This is a genomic window from Pseudoalteromonas sp. SCSIO_11900 (assembly GCF_000576475.1).
Taxonomy (GTDB): Bacteria; Pseudomonadota; Gammaproteobacteria; order Enterobacterales; family Alteromonadaceae; genus Pseudoalteromonas; species Pseudoalteromonas tetraodonis.
Genome location: NZ_KK070025.1, coordinates 577258 through 597767 on the forward strand (window position 1 = coordinate 577258; position 20510 = coordinate 597767).

The 20510-nt window shown below is 39.9% G+C and carries 20 protein-coding genes; 19 read left to right on the forward strand and 1 reads right to left on the reverse strand.

From position 1 onward, the window contains the following. Positions 1-165: 165 nt before the first annotated feature. The 19 genes from BG00_RS16815 to BG00_RS16890 all read left to right on the forward strand — a co-directional run bounded on the left by BG00_RS16815 (position 166) and on the right by BG00_RS16890 (position 19647). Positions 166-1983: a DUF885 domain-containing protein gene (locus tag BG00_RS16815; protein WP_036984019.1), complete on the forward strand. Its 1818-nt coding sequence runs from the start codon at positions 166-168 to the stop codon at positions 1981-1983. Between the two features lie 96 nt (positions 1984-2079). Further along, on the forward strand, positions 2080-2592 hold the full coding sequence (locus tag BG00_RS16820) for a YcgN family cysteine cluster protein (protein ID WP_016900173.1): 513 nt from the start codon (positions 2080-2082) through the stop codon (positions 2590-2592). Continuing rightward, positions 2592-3107 carry an RNA methyltransferase gene (locus tag BG00_RS16825; RefSeq protein WP_036984020.1) on the forward strand — a complete coding sequence of 172 codons (516 nt, stop codon included), beginning with the start codon at positions 2592-2594 and terminating at the stop codon, positions 3105-3107. Before BG00_RS16820 ends, BG00_RS16825 begins: the two co-directional genes overlap by 1 nt. A 277-nt stretch (positions 3108-3384) precedes the next feature. Beyond that, entirely contained in the window at positions 3385-3735 is a 351-nt protein-coding gene (locus BG00_RS18345; protein WP_249929822.1) for a hypothetical protein, read from the forward strand. A 74-nt stretch (positions 3736-3809) separates the two neighbouring features. Beyond that, positions 3810-4616 (forward strand): M1 family aminopeptidase, encoded by an 807-nt coding sequence (locus BG00_RS18350; protein ID WP_253861426.1) that lies wholly within the window; start codon positions 3810-3812, stop codon positions 4614-4616. Next, complete coding sequence (locus BG00_RS18355; RefSeq protein WP_253861427.1) at positions 4607-4873, forward strand: hypothetical protein; 267 nt, start codon at positions 4607-4609, stop codon at positions 4871-4873. Before BG00_RS18350 ends, BG00_RS18355 begins: the two co-directional genes overlap by 10 nt. Positions 4874-5110: 237 nt before the next feature. Continuing rightward, positions 5111-7000, forward strand: a complete 1890-nt coding sequence (locus BG00_RS16835; RefSeq protein ID WP_036984021.1) for a methyl-accepting chemotaxis protein — start codon at positions 5111-5113, stop codon at positions 6998-7000. Positions 7001-7101: 101 nt separating this feature from the next. Then, positions 7102-7341 carry a hypothetical protein gene (locus BG00_RS18565; protein WP_253861428.1) on the forward strand — a complete coding sequence of 80 codons (240 nt, stop codon included), beginning with the start codon at positions 7102-7104 and terminating at the stop codon, positions 7339-7341. After that, positions 7334-7678: a hypothetical protein gene (locus tag BG00_RS18570; RefSeq protein ID WP_253861429.1), complete on the forward strand. Its 345-nt coding sequence runs from the start codon at positions 7334-7336 to the stop codon at positions 7676-7678. Before BG00_RS18565 ends, BG00_RS18570 begins: the two co-directional genes overlap by 8 nt. A 242-nt stretch (positions 7679-7920) precedes the next feature. Beyond that, the gene (locus BG00_RS16845; protein ID WP_036984022.1) at positions 7921-8673 is read left to right on the forward strand and encodes a DUF3450 domain-containing protein; all 753 of its coding nucleotides are present in this window, start codon (positions 7921-7923) and stop codon (positions 8671-8673) included. A 10-nt stretch (positions 8674-8683) separates the two neighbouring features. Then, on the forward strand, positions 8684-10051 hold the full coding sequence (locus BG00_RS16850; protein WP_036984023.1) for a MotA/TolQ/ExbB proton channel family protein: 1368 nt from the start codon (positions 8684-8686) through the stop codon (positions 10049-10051). A 3-nt stretch (positions 10052-10054) separates the two neighbouring features. Next, on the forward strand, positions 10055-10582 hold the full coding sequence (locus BG00_RS16855) for a MotA/TolQ/ExbB proton channel family protein (RefSeq protein WP_036984024.1): 528 nt from the start codon (positions 10055-10057) through the stop codon (positions 10580-10582). A gap of 53 nt (positions 10583-10635) precedes the next feature. Further along, a complete protein-coding gene (locus BG00_RS16860) occupies positions 10636-11046 on the forward strand; it encodes an ExbD/TolR family protein (RefSeq protein ID WP_036984025.1) in 411 nt (136 codons plus the stop codon). A 6-nt stretch (positions 11047-11052) separates the two neighbouring features. After that, positions 11053-11658, forward strand: a complete 606-nt coding sequence (locus tag BG00_RS16865; protein WP_008111498.1) for an energy transducer TonB — start codon at positions 11053-11055, stop codon at positions 11656-11658. Positions 11659-11695: 37 nt separating this feature from the next. Next, entirely contained in the window at positions 11696-13024 is a 1329-nt protein-coding gene (locus BG00_RS16870; protein ID WP_036984026.1) for a tetratricopeptide repeat protein, read from the forward strand. Between the two features lie 314 nt (positions 13025-13338). Next, complete coding sequence (locus BG00_RS16875; protein WP_036984027.1) at positions 13339-14946, forward strand: hypothetical protein; 1608 nt, start codon at positions 13339-13341, stop codon at positions 14944-14946. 72 nt (positions 14947-15018) lie between these two features. Further along, positions 15019-17742: a TonB-dependent receptor domain-containing protein gene (locus BG00_RS16880; protein WP_036984028.1), complete on the forward strand. Its 2724-nt coding sequence runs from the start codon at positions 15019-15021 to the stop codon at positions 17740-17742. Positions 17743-17944: 202 nt separating this feature from the next. Next, complete coding sequence (gene asd, locus BG00_RS16885; protein ID WP_036984029.1) at positions 17945-19084, forward strand: aspartate-semialdehyde dehydrogenase; 1140 nt, start codon at positions 17945-17947, stop codon at positions 19082-19084. A 269-nt stretch (positions 19085-19353) separates the two neighbouring features. Beyond that, on the forward strand, positions 19354-19647 hold the full coding sequence (locus BG00_RS16890; RefSeq protein WP_036984030.1) for a hypothetical protein: 294 nt from the start codon (positions 19354-19356) through the stop codon (positions 19645-19647). A gap of 32 nt (positions 19648-19679) precedes the next feature. Here the strand turns inward: BG00_RS16890 and BG00_RS16895 are convergent, their stop codons facing one another. Next, positions 19680-20483: an ion transporter gene (locus BG00_RS16895; protein ID WP_171034682.1), complete on the reverse strand. Its 804-nt coding sequence runs from the start codon at positions 20481-20483 to the stop codon at positions 19680-19682. Positions 20484-20510: the final 27 nt, after the last annotated feature.

Genomic DNA, 20510 nt, shown 5'->3' on the forward strand with positions numbered 1-20510 from the left:
TGATCATTTTAATTATTTAATTATTTAATTATTTAAATTTACCTGAATGTAGCAATCATTAGCTATTGAGTAAATTATCTAGCGACGAATCCCACTCACCGTAATTACTTTATTTAAGCCATTTAAAACCGCATAATTAGCGGGTAAAAACTAACAAGGATCTTTATGAAAGTTATTAAAATAGCACTGGTTGCCAGTAGCGTTATGTTTGCCTTAAGTGGTTGTATGAGCACCAGCTCACAATTAAACACAAATCAGCCGGTCGCGCCTGTAATAAGCGAGTTATCAGCCGAGCAACAGTTGGATGTGCTCGTTGCCCAGTACTACGATGAGTCATTAACCTTTAATCCCTTAAGCGCCACTTATAACGGTCGCCATGAATTCGATGATCAATTCTTGCCGGTGATATCGCAGGCTAATCGTGATAAAAAAACTGCTTTTTATAAAAAATATCAACAACGTTTAACGCTAATCGATGAATCACAATTAACAGGGCAGGCGCTACTTAACTTTGAAGTATTATCGCGAGATTTAGCCCTAAAGCTTGAGGGCATGCAATATAAAGATTATTTGTTACCGATTAACCAAATGTCGGGAGCACATAATACCTTTGCTGGATTTGGTTCAGGGCAAAGTGCACAGCCCTTTAATACTGTTGCCGACTATGAGCAATTTATTAAACGTGCTGATGGTTTTGTGAAATGGTTAGCCAGTGTTGAACAATCAATGGCGCAAGGTGTTAAACAAGGTGTAGTATTGCCTATGCCATTGGCTAAAAAATTATTGCCTCAGTTTAAAGTGCACGTAGTAACTAACGCAGAAGATTCATTATTTTATTCACCAATAAAGGCCATGCCCGACTCATTTTCTAGTGCACACAAACAGCAACTCACTGAGCAGTATAAAACGCTTATTTTAGATAAATTAGTGCCCGCTTATCAGCGTATGAGTGAGTTTTTACTCAACGACTATATTCCTCATGCTCGCGATTCTGTTGGTTATGCTGATTTACCTAATGGTAAAGCGTGGTACGAATATCAAATCAAGAAAAACACCACGTTGAGTTTATCAGCAGATGAAATTCATGACATTGGCTTAAGTGAAGTGGCTCGAATTTTAAGTGAAATGAAAACGGTTAAAAACACCGTGGGATTTAAAGGTGATTTAGCATCGTTTTTTGATCATTTACGTGACTCAGATGAGTTTTATTATAAAACAGCCGATGAGTTAATTGCCGCCTATGAAGATATTAAACTAAAAATAGATGCGCGCTTACCGCGATTATTTAATATTGAGCCTAAAGCCCCTTACATTGTTAAAGCAGTAGAAGCGTATCGTGCCCAATCGGCAGCGGGGGCATCTTATGCAGGGCCTGCACCAGATGGTTCTCGTCCGGGTATCTTTTACATTAATGCTTACAACTTAAAAGCGCAGCCTAAATTTTTACTTGAAACGCTATCTATTCATGAAGCAGCACCTGGTCATCACTTTCAAATTGCACTGCAACAAGAAGTAGAAAGCCTGCCCGATTTTCGTAAATTTGGCGGCTACACTGTGTTTGCTGAGGGCTGGGCATTATACGCAGAGAGTCTTGGCAAAGAGCTTGGTTTATTTACCGACCCGTATATGTGGTACGGGCGTCTTAACGATGAGCAGCTAAGAGCTATGCGTTTAGTGCTTGATACAGGCTTTCATGCCAAAGGGTGGACACGTCAACAAGGCATTGACTACATGTTAGCTAACTCTTCAATGGCAAAAAGCGATGTAATTGCTGAAGTGGAACGTTATATTGCATGGCCTGGGCAAGCATTATCGTACAAATTGGGTGAGTTTAAAATTAAAGAGCTTAGAGATTACGCCCACCAGCAGTTAGGCGAGCAATTTGATATTAAAGCCTTTCATACGCAAATATTAATAGATGGCGCATTGCCTATGCCTATCTTAGAGCAAAAAATTAAACGTTGGGTTAAATCTCAGCAGTAACATAATCGCGCAAAGTCATTATTTGAATAGGGATTGGCTTTGCGCGCTTTGCTGCAATACGTTAGAATGCGCGCTCTTAAAAGGCGCGAGAACACCATGTTTGATCAACAATTAGCAAAAACCCAATTTTGGCTTAGCAAAAGTCTCAATGAAATGAACCAGCAAGAATGGGAAGCCATTTGTGACGGATGCGGAAAGTGTTGTTTAAACACCTTTATTGACAGTGAAGACGAAGATGACTTTACCGCCACTGATCAGCTAAGAGAAGGTGAGCAACTTATATTTACCAATATTGTTTGCCAATACCTTGATAACGCAACCTGTGGTTGTAGTGAATACGAAAACCGCCAAACCTTAGTGCCTTCTTGCGTTAAGCTTACCAAAGAAAACCTCAAAGACATTTTCTTTATGCCGCAAAGCTGCAGCTATCGCCGACTTCACGAAGGACGTGGATTAGCAACGTGGCATCCGTTACTTAATAACGGCGATAAAACTAAAATGCACGAGCTAAACATTTCTGTTAAAGATAAAACCGTAAAAGACTGTGACGTAAAGCTAGAAGATTTTGATTTGTATATAGCCGAGTGGCCAACCAAGGATTGCAATTAATGAGTAAATTACAAGCAAGTATTGGTTTAATTAATCCTAAAAGCCCGACCAACGTGGGGGGCGTATTACGCGCCGCAGGCTGTTATGACGCACAGCAGGTTTTTTTTACTGGTAACCGTTATCTAAACGCACAAAAATTTCATACCGATACTAAAAATGTAGTGCAACGTATTCCATTAACCGCCACTGATAACTTAGCATCATGTAAACCTGAAGGTGCTAAAGTGGTGGTGATAGAGCTAATAGAAGGGGCGACTCCCTTGCCTGAGTTTACCCACCCTGAGAACGCATTTTATGTTTTCGGCCCAGAGGATGGTTCAGTGCCAAAAGACGTTTTAAAATGGTGTGATGATGTGGTTTATATTCCAACCATAGGCTGTATGAATTTAGCAGCAACCTGTAATGTTGTTCTTTATGACCGGCTCGCCAAGCTTGGCGGTATTCAAAGTAGTGATGAAACCATTATCACTTCACGCGATACCAATAATAAAATGAAATGGCAAAAACAACCTTAAACATATTTGCTGTTTAAGGTTTATCCCTTGCTAAATGTAAAATAAAGTAACTAGTTAACTTGAAAAATAAGCAATTCGTATTTTTAAACACTATAAACGTAAAACTATGTAATTATATTAAAAAATTATAATTATAAGAGCTTATTATTTATGTTGTTCTTGCACCATGTGATTAGGTGTTACTTGGTTGTTACATTGATATATACTCAGTGTCTGCACCAGCAAACCTGCAAAATTAGATCCCCTCGTTGCTAATACTGGTCAACCATTATCTAGCGTGGCTCAATCAACCGATGTTATTTTCTATGATCTTAAGTTAGCCGTTTTTCTAGAAGAAAAGCAGATAGCCGACACAGGGAAAACAGTATTTCGGGTCATTAAAGAAACTCAGCAAATTGAACTAAAACTCGACAGTCGCTTTAGTATAAACACAGTAACAGTGGCTGATAAGAAAGCTGAATTTATCCATTCTCGTGGTGTGGTTACGATTAACTTATATGAGAAAAAGTACCCGGGAGAAGTGGTTGAAGTTGCTATTAACTTTCAGGCAAGCCACATATTGCGCTTAATCCTCCATGGAGTGGTGGTTTTGTATTTAGTGAAACAAACGATGGTAAACCTTGGATAGCGACAGCAGTACAAGGTGAGGGCTGTGATTTATTTTGGCCTTGTAAAGATCACTTTAGTGACAAAGCCGATAGTATGCGTATACGGGTAACGGTACCCACTGGATTGCATGTTGCCAGTAACGGGGTACTAAAAAATGTAACTGTATTACAAAACAAGACTACCGAGTTTGATTGGTTTTTATCTGAGCCTGCGAGTGATTACAACATTGCGCTGAATATTGGCCCATTTGAGCGCATTCAACAGCAATATACCAGTATAAATGGTACTGACATTCTTGTGGAATTTTGGGTGTTACCTGAAAATAGGCAAAAAGCCAGTAATTTGCTCAGCAACGATGTTTATCAACAAATGGCATTTTTTGAATCTGTGTTAGGTCCATTTCCATGGGGGCAACAAAAACTTGGCTTTTTAGAAACGCCTCATTTAGGCATGGAGCATCAAACGATAAATGCTTATGGCAAAGGGTATACTCGCGACCCTAGTAGTTATGATTGGCTTATTCAGCATGAATTAGCGCATGAGTGGTTTGGTAATTTAATGACTTATGAGCAATTGAATGATGCGTGGTTACATGAAGGTTTTGGCTTTTACATGCAACCGACTTACAGTTTATATACCTTTGGTGAGGCCGCTTATAACCATGCAATGTATAAAGCCTATTTAGGGATAAAAAACTGCCAACCTATTGTTAAAAAAGGTGAATTAAGCTCAAAGGAAGCTTTTAACTCAGATATTTATGGTAAAGGAGGCTGGACATTACACACTTTGCGTTGGTTAATTGGTGATGAGTTATTTTGGCAAGCAACACGCAGCAGTTTATTGATATTGTTAATCACATTACAAAAAAAGACTATAACTGGCTATTTGATGTGTATTTAAAACAAGCTGCATTGCCCACACTAACCATAGAACGTCAAAATAACGTGGCCAATTTATATTGGAGCAAAAGTGAAAAAGATGCGACACCTTTTAAAATGCCAATACCCATTTCAATCAATGGCCAGCTTCAAGTTTACACACCGATTGAAGGAGTCATTACTACCAAAGCTAAACCTGTTGATCATATTACTGTAGATCCACAGATGAAAGTGCTTAGGCAATTACCGATCACAAGCCAGTGCCAACAAGATGAATAATTTAGATAAAGCGTTACTATGGGGATAAAATTTATCCCCATAGTGCTTTTAAACACTTATTTATCTAGCTCTGCTAGTCTAAAAATTAAACGCACTGTGGCAAAGTCATCCTTGAAAGAACTAGTTATTTATTATTGTTTTTGTTCTTTAATTTCATTGAAATCATATTTGCTAAGACATTCAGTTAAAAATTTGTTAAAAAGACACTGATAATAATGATTAATACTAAAGGTACTTATGTTTAGCTCGCTTAAATTCACCTCCAAAATCACCATTGCTGCATCATTAGTGTTAGTTTTAGTGTTAGGTGTTTTCACCATAAATAATTATTTTTCAATGCGGCATCAAACTCAAGAGCAGTTATCGCTGGTACTAGAGCAAAACTCTGAGTCTGTCTCTAAAAATATTGCAAGCTGGCTAAATAATAAATTAGCGATTGTGATCTCTATCGCAAAAACATACCAAGATGACGATGCCAAGTCTTTAACGCTTTCGCAATTAAATACCGCTGAGCTTGCGGGAGATTTTAAAAATACCTATATAGGTAAATCATCGGGTACATTTATTTTAAATGATCAAAGTGTTGTACTCCCCAGCGATTTTGATGCGACAAGTCGCCCTTGGTATAAATTAGTAGAAAATAAAACAACAACGGCTTTTACAACGCCTTATATTGATGTAACGACCAACGAACTGACAATTTCTGCCGTTGCCCCTATTAATAGTAATGGCCAATTTAAAGGGGTTGCGGGGGCAGATATTGATATGCAAACCATCGCTGACATTATTGGAGATATTGATTTTTTAGGACTCGGTTATGGTTTTTTACTTGATAATAAAGGGCAAATATTAAGTCATCCTGATAGTAAATTAAATTCAAAAACAGTCGCTGACTTAATTGGTAAAAATGCACCGTTAGCAAGAGAATTCACCGAGTATCAAGTAGCAGGTGAAACCTCGCTGGTATCCTTTACTAAAATTCGTGGTATTGAAAACGTTGATTGGTATCTAGGTGTAGTGGTCAATAAAGATAAAGCGTATTCAAGTGTTTCTTCGTTTGGGCAAAAGGCAATTGTATTTTTAATTATTGGTATTTTAGTAATTGTTGCGTCACTGGAATTTTTACTGCGTTATTTGATGCGCCCTATGTATCGTCTCAATGATGCCATTAGAGACATAGCGCAGGGTGAGGGCGATTTAACCTGTCGGTTAAGCGTTGAAAACGATGACGAATTTGGTCAATTGAGCAATTCGTTTAATATTTTTATAGAAAAAATCCAAAATTCAATAATTCAGGTTAAATCTTCAACGCAGTTACTGGAAACGGCAGTTGCTAATTTGGTTACGCAGACAGACTCAACATTAACTAAGTATGACGACCAAAGTGAGCGCACCAACAGTGTGGCGTCGGCAATTAATCAGTTTTCAGCTACCTCAACAGAAATTTCAACCAGTGCCAACAATGCCTCGACGCTTGCCAAAGATGCAGATCAATACTGTGCTAAGAATCAACAGACCCTCATAAACAACGTTTCAAGTATTCATCAACTGTCACAAAATATAGAGCAAGCGCAAGAAACCATAAATAGTTTAGACTCGCATACCGCTAATATAGGAAATGTACTGGCAGTAATAAAAGGGGTGAGTGAGCAAACCAATTTGCTGGCTTTAAATGCGGCGATAGAAGCGGCTCGTGCTGGTGAAGCGGGAAGAGGATTTGCGGTTGTTGCCGATGAAGTAAGGCAACTAGCAAAGCGTACTCAGCAATCAACCCAAGAAATAGAGAACACCGTCATTGAATTACAAAAAGGTTCAAGCTCTGCCGTTGAGCTTATGAAAACCAGTTTAGAAGAAAGTGAAAAAAGTGTTCAGCAAGCGGATGCGGTTGGCGAAGTAATGAAACAAATAATCAGCGCGATAAAGCAAATAACCGACGCCAATCATAGTGTCGCTAATGCTACGGATGAGCAAAATCAAGTGGTTAAGTCATTACATAGCGATATTCACGTTATCAGCGACTTATCGACTCAAGGCCAATCAAACCTAAATCTTACTTTGGAAGAGTGTACCAAACTTAAGCATCAATTTAGTGACTTAGAGCGCATGGTTAAAAAATTCAAAGTATGATCAGTAAAACAAAAATAAATAAGCCAAGCTAGCTCGATTTAATCACTATTGACAGCATTTATAGCTTAGATAAGCAACGCCAAGTATTTTCGTTATTTACCATGATAGCGATTGCCTTGGTGTTAATTACCTATTTAGTAATTGCCAATCATCACGTGTATGCACCAATCCTTACTAATGCGTTAATTGTGGTTAACGTAAGGATTGTAGGGTGTATTATTTATTTTATGAAAACAAAGCAGATTGATGCAATCGCCCTCATCACATTAGTGATTGTATTTGTGATGTGCTTAGTTTGGTATACACCGGCGGTAAAGAAAACACTGCTTTATATTGGCTAATGTTTTATCCCGTTGCTGTATTTGCCATACTGGGTGTGAAGTTTGGCGCATAGTTAAGCAGTGCCATGTTATTGAGCGTATTGTTATGTTGTATGGCCCTGATATGGGGCAAGTTATTTATGGTCAGGTAGAAAAGACCCGTTTTGTTGCTGCATTTTCGCTGGTGTTAGTGTTTTCGTTTATAGGTGAATATTTTCGTCACCGCAGTCATCTAGCAATTGCTGATATCACCTTAGAGCAAAAACAGCATGCTCATACCGTTCAGCTTACCGGAGCGCCTAATCGTCGCTTTATTACCTCACATTTTTTAAAGCTCGCTGCTTCAAGGCCTGATTGAAATACAATCCTACCTGTAAACTTAATCCCACTATTTTCATCCCTGAATTGTAAAATAGGCCAATAAGGCTAATTTATTACCATTGTCATAAAAGCGACTTTTTTACGCAACACGCTTGTCATTTTTAATCTATACACTTTCGCTCATTGAAACTATCTCGTTTTAAATTGTTTTTTATAAACGAGCTAAAGCGATTAATAAACACTAGCAAATCCGCTAATTAACGAGCAAAGGTGTATACGATGAAAGGCGTTAAACCATTAATTTTAGCTGGTATTGTAGCCGCAAGTGCAGCAGTCCACGCCAATGATTTAAACATGGTAATTGATAAAAGCAGCGAAATTAATAATTTAGCTGCACAATCACAAACAAAAATAGACAAGATTGCAGATTCAATGCAAGGGCGTTTACAGCAATTTAAAACCCTAAATAAAGAAATAGATGGCCTAGCCGTTTATAACGCACAGCTTACCAAACAATTAAATAATCAAATAGAAGAGATGGAATCGCTTAATTTATCGATGGATCAAGTATCGATAATTGAACGCCAAATAACCCCTTTAATGCTTCGTATGATCACTGGGCTTGAACAGTTTGTAGCCTTAGATGTGCCGTTTTTAAAGCAAGAACGTAAGCAGCGTCTTGAATCATTAAATGCAATGATGGAACGCGCTGATATTTCATCAAGTGAAAAATTTCGTCGTGTCTTAGAAGCTTATCAAGTTGAGGTTGACTACGGACGCACTATTGAAGCGTATACCGCATTGCTTGATGTGGATAATAAAGAACGCGAAGTCGACTTTCTGCGCATTGGACGTTTAGAGCTAATTTACCTTACCCGCGACGGTAAACAAGCAGGTAGTTGGGATCAAAAATCACAGTCTTTTGTTGCACTGCCTGATTCAACCATTAGCCAAATTAATAAAGGGCTTCACATTGCTCGCAAACAACTAGCCCCAGATATGTTAACACTGCCAATTCATGCTGCAGAATAAGAGGTTTACCATGAAATTATTAACGAAAATGACAAAAATGGCCGTGTTTGCAGCCAGCTTAGGTTTTTCAGGTGCGATGTGTGCCGCTGAACCAATGAACTTAGATGCCTTATTAAAAACGTTAGAGCAGGGTAAATCAGCGCAATCAGAACAAAATAAACAACGCGAACAAGAATTTGCAGCACGTCAAAATGAACAAGTGCAAATGCTTAAAAACACCCAAGCTAAACGAAATCGAATGCTTAGCGAGTCAGAGCGTTTAGAAACGCAGTTTGAAGAAAACGAAATTAAATTGGCTAACCTGACCGATACCTTATCAAAGCGTATGGGTTCATTAAAAGAGCTATTTGGTGTGCTACAACAAGTTGCTGGCGATTCTAGCAATAAGTTTGCAACCTCGGTGGTATCGGCTCAGTTACCTGGGCGTAGTACTTTTATGGACGAATTGGCGCAAAAAATGGGTTCTACCTCAAAGCTTGCGTCTATTGAAGATATCGAAAAGGTTTGGTTTGAGCTACAACGCGAAATGACCGAGCAAGGAAAAGTAAGCCGCTTCAATACTGATGTAATTGTTGACGGTGGCAATAAAATACAAAAAGAAGTGGTACGTGTGGGTGCATTTAACCTTATTAGTGACGGTCAGTACCTAGAGTATACGCCTTCTACCAATACAATTAGCCAGCTTACTCGCCAACCAAGTGGCCGCTTTACTGCCACTGCGGCTGATTTGCAGCAAGCAAACACCGGTGTTGTGCCGTTTGCGCTTGACCCAACTGGTGGTTCAATTTTAGGTTTGTTAGTACAAGCCCCTGATACCAGTGAGCAAGTTCATCAAGGTGGTGCGGTCGGTTACGTTATTTTAGGCGTTGGCTTATTAGCGTTATTAATTGCGTTAGAGCGTTTTGTATCGCTCCTGCTGATGGGTGGAAAAATCCGTCGTCAATTAAAAGACGATACAGCTCGTGATGACAACCCGCTAGGGCGCGTCATGAAAGTGAAAGATCAATACCCAAATGTGGCGTACGACACGCTTGAACTTAAGTTAAGCGAAGCCATTTTACGCGAAATGCCAAAAATCACCCGTAATTTAACGCTTATTAAAATTATCTCTGTGGTAGCGCCACTGCTGGGCTTACTCGGTACGGTAACCGGGATGATCAACACATTCCAAGCTATCACTTTATTCGGTACTGGCGACCCTAAACTAATGGCGGGCGGTATTTCTCAAGCACTAGTGACTACCGTGCTAGGCCTTGTGGTTGCTATCCCTACGGTGTTTTTATACACCTTATTGAATACCCGCTCGAAAGGTTTACTACTTATTTTACAAGAACAAAGTGCAGGTATTATTGCCGAGCGAAGCGAGAAAGGAGCCTAAACCATGGTGCTATTGATTGATTCAATCAATGCTATCCGTGATTTTCTCGACACGGGTGGCCAAGTGCTTTTGGTCATTGCCGTGTTAATTTTCGCGATGTGGTTATTGATACTCGAGCGATTTATGTACTTTTTTAATGGCTATCGTTACTACAAAAAAGACGTTAAAAATACGTGGAAAACGCGCAGTGAACGCAACAGCTGGAACGCAGAGCAAATACGCCAGGCCATGGTGTCACGCGCCAGTATGCGATTAAACGCAAACTTACCGCTGATTAATGTAATGGTAGCGCTGTGTCCACTATTAGGATTGCTTGGCACAGTTACAGGCATGATTGAAGTCTTCGATGTAATGGCTATTACAGGTACAGGCAGCGCACGCTCTATGGCATCGGGAGTGTCAAAAGCAACCATACCGACAATGGCAGGAATGGTCGGTGCGTTATCTGGGGTGTTTGCCTCAACCTATTTACAGCGTAAAGCAAAGCGTGAAGTTGAATTGTTGCAAGACACTATGGTGTTGGACCACTAAATAATTATTGAAAAGCGGTGAACATAATCACCGCTTGTTCTAGGAGAAGTAAAATGAGAGCCCCATTAGGTAATTTATTCCAAGAAGATGAAGCAGAAGAAATAAACATGACTCCTATGCTGGATGTTGTATTTATTATGCTTATTTTCTTCATTGTTACAGCCTCGTTTGTAAAAGAAGCCGGTATTGATGTAAACCGCCCAGAAGCGGCAACTGCAGTTAAAAAAGAGCGCGCCAATATACTAGTGGCCATTTCAGATCAAGGCGAAATTTGGATCAATAAACGTCAAGTTGATGTACGCGCTGTACAAGCCAACATTGAGCGCTTAAAGGCGGAAAATCCACAAGGCAGTGTGGTTATTCAAGCCGATAAAAAAGCTACCACAGAAACCTTGATAAAAGTGATGGATGCCTCGCGTGCAGCGGGTGTATTTGATGTTTCAATAGCGGCTCAAGAAGGGTAACGAGTGATGCGTTATGTACTTGCGTTAATTATAGCGGGTGTGGTGACCTTTATGCTGTTTTTAGGTATGCAGGCATTGATCACCGGTGGCGAGGGCGCCATGACGGAGCCTGCAAAAGGGAATGTGTTGGATTTTGTCCGTTTGAAAAAAGAAGAAACGGTACAAAAAAAGGAGCGTAAACCACAAAAGCCACCGACACCTAAAGAGCCACCACCGCCAATGGAATCGCCACAAATGCAAAGTAGCGATAACAACGCTGCTAGCAACAACTTTGATTTTGCTGCCAATGTTGATGCTGATGTAAATCTAGCGGGTGGATTAGCGTTAGAAACCAGTGACGGTGAGTATTTACCCATAGTAAAAGTGGCACCGGTATACCCAAGACGTGCGTTATCGCGTGGTATTGAAGGCTATGTCATTGTTGAATTTACAGTGACCAAGCAAGGCACGGTTAAAGAGCCACAAGTTATTAAAGCCGAGCCAGAGTCATTGTTTGACAGAGCAGCGATGGATGCAGCCCTTAAATTTAAATATAAACCGCGCGTGGTTAATGGTGAAGCCGTTGAAGTAGCCGGTGTGCAAAATAAAATTTCTTTCCAAATTAATGGTTAATTCTGTTAAGTAAGCAAAGAGCGAACGTGAGGCAATTATGAAATTAAAACTAACAACCAAGCTATTAAAGCTGAGTATATTGTGCACTGTTGCAATCAGTGCCAGTGTTGTTACACCAAGTGCATTAAGTGTACTTCCGGGTGTAAATTTGGCGACAGTACAGGCCGCTGAACAGCAAAAAACAACACGAGTACCCGCACTGCGTGAAAAAGTATACAGCCAATTAGCTCGCGCCCAAAAACTTGCGGATGATGGCGACAGTAAAGCGGGCTTGGCTGCGCTTGACAGCATACAAGCGCGCTCATCAAGTATGAACTCTTATGAAATTGCGATGATGCATAACTTTTACGGGTTTATTTATTACAATGAAAACGACCTTGTAAAAGCGATTGCTTCATTTGAAAAAGTGATTGGCGAAGATGGCATTCCAGAAACGCTTCGTTTGAGCACGACATTTAGCCTTGCTCAGCTTGCTATGGCTAACAGTGACTATAAAAAGGCGATTGCATTTTTAGATAAATGGGATGCCATTAATACTAAGCCTAAAACCGACGCCTATTATTTATTAAGAGCGCAAACCTACTATCAATTAAAAGACTATGAGCAAGGCCTGAGTTACATTACCCAAGCCATTAACTTAAGTGATAGCGAAGGCAAAGTACCAAAAGAAAACTGGCTGGTACTGCAACGTGCTATGTATTACTCACTTAACCAAACGGATAAAGTAGTCAGCGTACTTGAGCGTATGGTAAAGCTATACAACAAACCTGAGTATTGGGTGCAATTAGCCGGTATGTACGGTGAAACTGGGCAAGAAAAACAGCAGCTTAGTGTTTTAGAAGCGGCTTACCAGCAAGGATTTTTAACCTCTAAATCTGACCTAAGACAGCTTGCACAAGTATATTTATATAATCAGCTTGCTTACAAAGCCGCCAGAGTAATGAGTAAGGCAATAGAGCAGGGCATTGCTGAACCAACAGCTAAAAATTATGCCTTTGTAGCCGAGGCCATGATACAAGCTAAAGAAGATGCTAAGTCGATTAGTTACTTTACCAAAGCTGCAGAGCGCTCAGAGCATGGTAAATACGATCAGCGCTTGGCTGAAGTGTATGTAAATACAGAGCAGTATGACGAAGCTGCCGATGCAGCGCGAATGGCACTGGATAAAGGCGGCCTTGATTTTGAATCAAATGCGTTTGTTGCTTTGGGAATGGCACAATACAATTTACAAAATTTTGATGCGTCTATTCTTGCGTTTGAACAAGCTGAAAAGCACAAAAAATCGCAACGTTTAGCCCAGCAATGGATCAAATATGTAAAACGCGAAAAAGTGCATGCGCAAACATTAAAAACAGCACTGCTTTAATTTTTATAGTGTGATTATTAGCTCTTAATTGACGCACTAAAAACCATTTCATAATTGCACTACTCAAACCACACTAACATTCGGTTAGTGTGGTTTTTTTAATTGCCTTTTAAAAACAACCAATTGATTTTTAATTAATTAACATTGTCATTTTATGTTTATTAAAGTGTAACTTCATTGTCATATCACTCCCGTATTGTACTTCGTATTCGATAACTCAAGTGACCTTAATGCATGAGTATCGTGCCTTAAAGTGACTTAAGTTATTACTTAAAGCGCTAACACAATAATTAAATACTTTTACGGAGTGAACAATGAAATTATCTGGCTTATTCAAAATCAGCTTAGTGGCTACAGCAATAACACTGGCTGGTTGTGGTGGTGGAGATATTAACGTTACACCTACAACAGTTGATAATAGTGTAGACAATTCAGTGACTAACCCTGGTGGTGATAATGGTGGCGATACAATAAGTTGCGCCACATACACATTAGATGGAGCTACATTTACAGGTGAAGCAGAAGGCGTAAACTGTTTATACAGCCAAGCATTTGCAAGTAATGCAAAAGAAATTACTAGCTCTTTTGTTATCCCTGCGCTAGACGATGGCGGTGCCCATGTATTTGAAGGTGCTTTATTTATAGGTGACGATGTAGACACATCTACAGGCGCTACTATTGATGTTAATGGCCCAACACTGTCTATTGAAGCAGGCGCTACCATTGCGTTTACCAAGCCTGAGAGTTTTATTCGTATTGCACGCGGTGCAAATATTGAAGCAATTGGTGAAGTAGATAAGCCAATTATTTTCACAAGTATTAAAGAAGTTGATGGTGATGATTCAACAACCGCTCAAATTGGGGATTGGGGTGGTGTTCAGGTAAATGGACGTGGCCACTCTATTCGTTGTACAGCGACTGCTGCGGCACAAGACATGTGTAACCACTCAGCTGAAGGTATTGTTTCGTATTATGGTGGTAATGACCCGCAAGATAGTAGCGGTATATTAAAGCATATTGTTATTAAGTATGCAGGATTTGGCGTTGAAGGTGATGAGCTAAATGGTTTAACACTAAATGCTGTTGGATCAGGCACAACAATTGATTATGTTCATGTACATAATGGTTTTGATGATGGTATAGAGCTCTTTGGTGGTAGCGTTAATCTTAAACATATTGTTGTTACTGATACTGGTGATGACGGTATTGACTGGGATGAGGGTTGGAAAGGTTACGGACAGTACATTCTTGTACGTTCAAATGAATATGGAAATCATGGATTCGAAACAGATGGCGCAAAAGTAGATCCATTATCTGCAGACGCACAAGATTTAGTAACGACTGTTTCTAACCCAACTATTGCTAATGCAACCGTTGTTACTACTGGTGATCAAGGTGCTGAAGGGCGTCGTACTGGTGCCGGTATGGAAATGAAAGAATGGGGTAAAGCGCAATTAGCTAATATGTTGTTTGTAAACTCATCATCTGTAGATGGTGCTGGCTGTTTTGATTTATATAATGAAAAAGATAAATCAGGAGATGCCGGTGTGCATGCCAATGCAAACAACGGTGATATCGCATTTGTGAGTTCAATATTTGCGTGTGGTAAGAATTTTGAAGACGTAAACACTCCTTTAACAGGTGGGTTAGCAAGCTTTGATATCAATACCTGGTTTACTGGTGGCGAAAATAATCAGCTGATTGGTTTTGCTGATTTTGCAAATGTGCTTGGTGCTGATGGTGTTTCAACTGCAGCAACTATTACAGATTCACAAGGTACTGCGGTAGCTACAACGGCGAAAGACATGAGTGAAGTTGACTCTTTCTTTACTAACGCAGGTTATATTGGTGCACTTAAAGAAGGTGAATCAAGTGAATGGGCTGATTTTGTAGCCGCATCTTTACAACGCGCTAGTAATTAATCTAGACCGGCTCTAATTATAAGGCGCTATGGCGCCTTTTTTAAGGGAATTTTAGGTTTAGAGGATATAAATATGAAACATCAAAAGCAGTTTAAAACTAATCTAATAACGTTATCTCTGCTCTCCCTTTTTTCTTCATTTAATTCTTTCGCTGAACAGGCACAAGAAATAATCAATGAAGAAGCGATAGAAGAAGTTGTTGCAACAGGTACACGCCTTAAAGGCAGTGCTAGTGCCGTAATTGATGAACGTAAAAATCAGGCATTTGTTGCTGATATAATGGGTTCAGAGCAAATATCTAGAACGGGTGATAGCGATGCCGCTTCAGCACTTCGCCGTGTTACAGGCTTATCTTTAGTTAACGATAAGTTTATTTATGTACGCGGTTTAGGTGAGCGTTACTCAAGCGTGCGTTTAAATGGCGCAGTTGTTCCAAGCCCAGATCTGACCAGAAATGTAATACCACTTGATATTTTCCCATCAAGTATTATTGAGTCTTTAGCTGTTCAAAAAGCCTATTCACCTAATATGCCTGCGGCTTTTGGTGGTGGTGACGTTAATATCAGGACGAAAAGCATTCCAAGTGATACTTTATTTAAAGTTGAGATTGGTGCTAGCTATAAAGATACAAACGATGAAGGCTATACATACAATGGCGGCAGTGATGACTGGTTAGGTAAAGATGATGGTACACGCGCATTACCTGGAGCCGTTAAAACGGCGCTAAATACCTATATCAATGGCTTGTCTGATATCTCATATAGAAATATAAGAGACGTCGAGTCAAGACGTCAGGGGGCGGATATTGGTCAAGCAGCTGCAATAGACTTAAATAAAAGTTTATCAAAAGCACTACCAAGAGATTTTGGCTTAGAAAAAGAAAGCTTAAACCCTGATGCAGGCATTAAGGCTGTTTATGGCGACCGATTTGATAACTTATTTGGCCTAGACGGATCTTTTGGTTTCTTAGCATCAGTTGCTTATGAAAATGAATGGTCTAATGCAGAGAAGTTTAGCGCAGTACTTTCTTCTGTTGACGCATCTGAATCTGAATGTTCAAAAGATGACTTTACTTGTTACTCTGCCACAGAGAAAGAAGTATCAACAAAGCATAATATAAAATTAAATAGCTCTCTAAATTTAGGTTATAAAATTGGCGGCCATGATTTAACAGCCACCTATATGATGCTACGAGATACTGAAGATGAAGCTGCTGTTGCGCTTTACCAAGAGCCTTCAAAGTCATTAAGCATAGATGCTGGGCAATTACAGCGAAGCCACTTAACCTCTTTTGAGGAACGGGAACTTGAAATACTTCAACTTCGTGGAATGCACAATTTAGAGTGGAGTTTTCTTGAAGGTGTGGGTGTAGATTGGCAATACACTGATTCAACAGCGACGACGAGTATACCTGGCGAGCTTGAAGTAACGGTGCGTGATGAGTACGCCGATGGCGAATATCAACGTACTTTTTATAATGGCAGTTTAGGTGGCAATCCTTATTTGTACCGATTTGTTGAGCTAGAAGACGATGTAGAAAACTGGGGCGTTAATGTTAACAAAGTTTTTTACTTTGATAACGCCGAAGTTGAAATCGCGGGCGGCGGCTATTTTGTTGAAAAAACGCGTGATTACCGCACAGACTTTTTCAACTATCGCTTTAGCCAAACACAGTCTTTAGATTTAGCACAAAGTGAAGAAGAGGCGCTGTCAATTGGTAGTTTCTTTGCAAATGATGCAGTGATCGATTCAACGGATGTCGAGTTATTGTTTCAAGAACCGACAGCCGATGATTACTTAGCAGCGCAAATGATTGATGCTTATTATGGCTCTTTTGATATCACTTTTGCTCAAGATTGGCGTTTAAGTGGTGGTGTGCGTTACGAGGACTTCCGCCAAGTTGCCCTTGCTTTTTCTCGCTCAGCATTTGATCCTGCTTTATTGGCAGATAAATTAAGTGCAGATGCGATAAAACAAGCAAGTGTGATGGAAGATGAGTATTTTACTTCATTATCTATGACTTATAGTCAGCAGTCGTACCAAGTTCGTTTTGGTTATGGCAGCACGGTTGTACGCCCTGATTTGCGAGAGCTAAGCCCTGTTCAATTCCAAGATCCGCTAACCGGTTATCGAACGCTTGGTAATCCATTCTTAGAATCTAGCTACTTAGATAACTTTGATGCACGTATCGAGTTTTATATGGACAATGGTGATAACTACTCAGTTGGCGCATTCTATAAAGATATTGATAACCCAATCGAAGCACTATTAACAGAAAGTGACGGCCGTTTTACTCTTCAGTTTGACAATGCAGATACAGCCTATGTTTACGGTATTGAGGCTGAATGGTTAACGGAGTTGCACAGTGATTTATTCGGAGGTGCTTTTTTTACTTCTGGTAATTTAACGGTTAGTGATTCAGAAGTTGAAATTGCAGAAGAACAGCGCGCCGACCTTACGAATCTAAAGCGACGTATGACTGGCCACTCAAAGTATGTTGCCAACTTACAATTGAATTACGATTCGCATGATGGCATGCACCAAGCTTCAGTTATTTATAATGTATTTGGTGACCGTATTTTAGCTGCAGGTGTTAATAATTTTGATGATGCTTACGAACAACCTTTAAACTCGTTAGACATGGTTTATAGTTACTACCCAACGTTTAATACCACGTTAACACTTAAAGTGAAAAATATGTTGGGACAAAACTTTAAAGTAGAACAAAATGATGTGCTAATTCGTTCTCAAGAAACGCCTAGAGAATTAAGCGTGAGCTTTAGTTACGAGTTTTAAGTAAAAGTCCAAGGATAGGATTTATAACAACGCCTAACTACTCATTAGCCCTGTATTTTATACAGGGCTTTTTTATGTGTATGAAAAATATTTAAGTTACAGTTTATTGACTAGTTTTAGCGTGCTGGTGGTGTTAGCTTAGGGCTGTAAAAATTAAATCTCACGCAATGAATTTTTAATTTTTAATGTATAGGCTCCTTTTATGAATCAAACAGTGGAACAAACAATGAAAAAAGTAGGATTAGTCGGATGGCGCGGCATGGTAGGCTCAGTGTTACTCGAGCGAATGGAACAACAACATGATTTTGCACATATCGACACCACCTTTTTCACCACCTCACAAGCAGGTCAGCTTGGCCCTGAGTTAGCGGGTGCAGCTAAACCGCTTTTAGATGCTAGTGATATTTCTGAACTTGCAAAAATGGACATTATTGTTACCTGTCAGGGTGGCGATTATACCAATGCGGTGTACCCAAAATTACGTGAATCGGGTTGGGATGGCTATTGGATAGATGCGGCCTCTGCCCTGCGTATGAGCGACGACAGTATTATCGTACTTGACCCCGTTAACAAAGATGTCATTGAACAAGGGCTAGAGCAAGGCGTTAAAACCTTTGTAGGTGGTAACTGCACAGTTTCACTTATGCTACTAGCGCTGGGTGGTTTATTTGAGCAAGACCTAATCGAATGGGTAAGCCCAATGACCTACCAAGCAGCATCGGGCGCCGGTGCACGCAATATGAAAGAACTCATAGCTCAAATGGGGGCTATTCATGCAAGTGTTTCACAGCAACTAGATAACCCAAGTTCAGCTATTTTAGAAATTGATAAAATAGTCAGCGAAAAAATGGCATCAAGCGATTTGCCACAAGACCAGTTTGGTGTGCCACTGGCGGGTAGCTTAATCCCATGGATTGATGTTCCTATGCCAAGCGGTCAATCAAAAGAAGAGTGGAAAGCGCAAGTTGAAGCCAACAAAATTTTAGGCTCATCTAAACAGCCTGTGCCTATAGATGGTTTATGTGTACGTATTGGTGCAATGCGCTGTCATAGCCAAGCGATGACCATTAAACTACGTGAAGATATTAGTGTAGAAAAAATAGAAGAAATTTTAGCCTCGCACAATGAGTGGGTTAAAGTTATTCCTAATCAGCGTGATATTACCAGTACCGACTTAACTCCAGTTAAAGTAACCGGCACGCTGAGTATTCCTGTTGGCCGTATTCGTAAACTCGCTATGGGGCCAAAATACATTAGCGCCTTTACCGTGGGCGATCAGCTTTTATGGGGTGCAGCGGAGCCACTTCGCCGGATGTTACGAATTATTGTAGACGGTGAGTAATTTTCTAGCCCATCAAGTTAAAGGGTTAGCTAATTGCTAACCTTTTTATTGCCTCTTCGAAACATTCTCATATTATTTCTTGCTCAACCCCTTTAGCCACACTATATTCTTAAGAGTGTTTTTAGAGGTTAACTTCATGAATATATCAAAAAATTAAAGCTCTCCTTTGCATCTGCAATTGCCTTGCGGTTATTAATTATAGCTGCTTTAGTTATTTCCCAAACACAGCTTGATAAATTGCGCACTATGTCATCTATGGTATTTAAGACATGGAACGCAGTATAGAAACCACTAATAAAACTGTCGAGCTTGCGCATTCGGCGCAGCAACAATTTAGTGAGATCACGGCATCTATCGTTCATATTAGCGATTTAAATACGCAAATAGCCACCGCTGCTGAAGAGCAACAACATGTAGCTGAAGATATAAACCGCAATGTTACTGAAATTAAAAATGCGGCTGATGAGGTGAGTGATATTGCCGTGAGCACCAGTGAAAACGGCATCGAAATGAATCGCCTTTCGTCAATTTTAACGGGGTTGGTGGGTAAATTTAAAGTGTAAGGGCAAGCAAATGCATGCCCTTTTTATCCCTGCTACCTATTTTTAAGTAGCTCTTTTAATTCTGCTAGTTGTGCTTTTAATTCGTTTACTTGGCCTTGGGTGGCAGGGAGTGAGTCTATATCGGCTTGCTCTTCTCGTGCATTGCGATGCTCTTCACTCATCACTTCTAAAATAGCGCCAACCATCATATTTAAAAACACAAATGCAGTTAAAAAGATAAAGGTTAGGTAAAAAATCCAACTTAATTTGTACACGGCCATGGTTTCGTACATGACGTCAGTCCAATCTTCAAAGGTGGCTATTCTAAACAGGGTGAGCATAGAAATAGACACATCGCCCCAAAGTACCGGATTTATATCAGCAAACAACATACTGCCAGTGGCGGCATAAATATAAAATATAACGAACATGAGTAGTGCTATGTAGCCCATTTGAGGTATTGCTTTTATTAGCGAATTTACCAATAAGCGCAGTTCTGGGATCATTGAGACTAATCGTAACACGCGGAAAATACGCAGCAGTCGAGCAATAAAAATAGTAGAGCCTGCCGCGGGGTATAAACTTCCGATCACGATAATGAAGTCAAAAATGTTCCAACCTTTGGAAAAAAAGTTCTTGATACCTTTGCTGGCAATATAGCGAATAATCAGTTCAATTAAGAAAAACACCGTTATGCCTATATCCATCCAATGTAGAACGAGTTCGGCGGTTGGGTGCAATGAATAAGTATGTGCGCCCACGGTCAATGCAGAAACAACAATAACTGCAATAACAAATGATTGAAATAGTTTACTTTTATCGATACGCTGGAACAGCTCTTGTAACTGCGACAACATCATAACGTGCCCTTAACGGTTATAAAT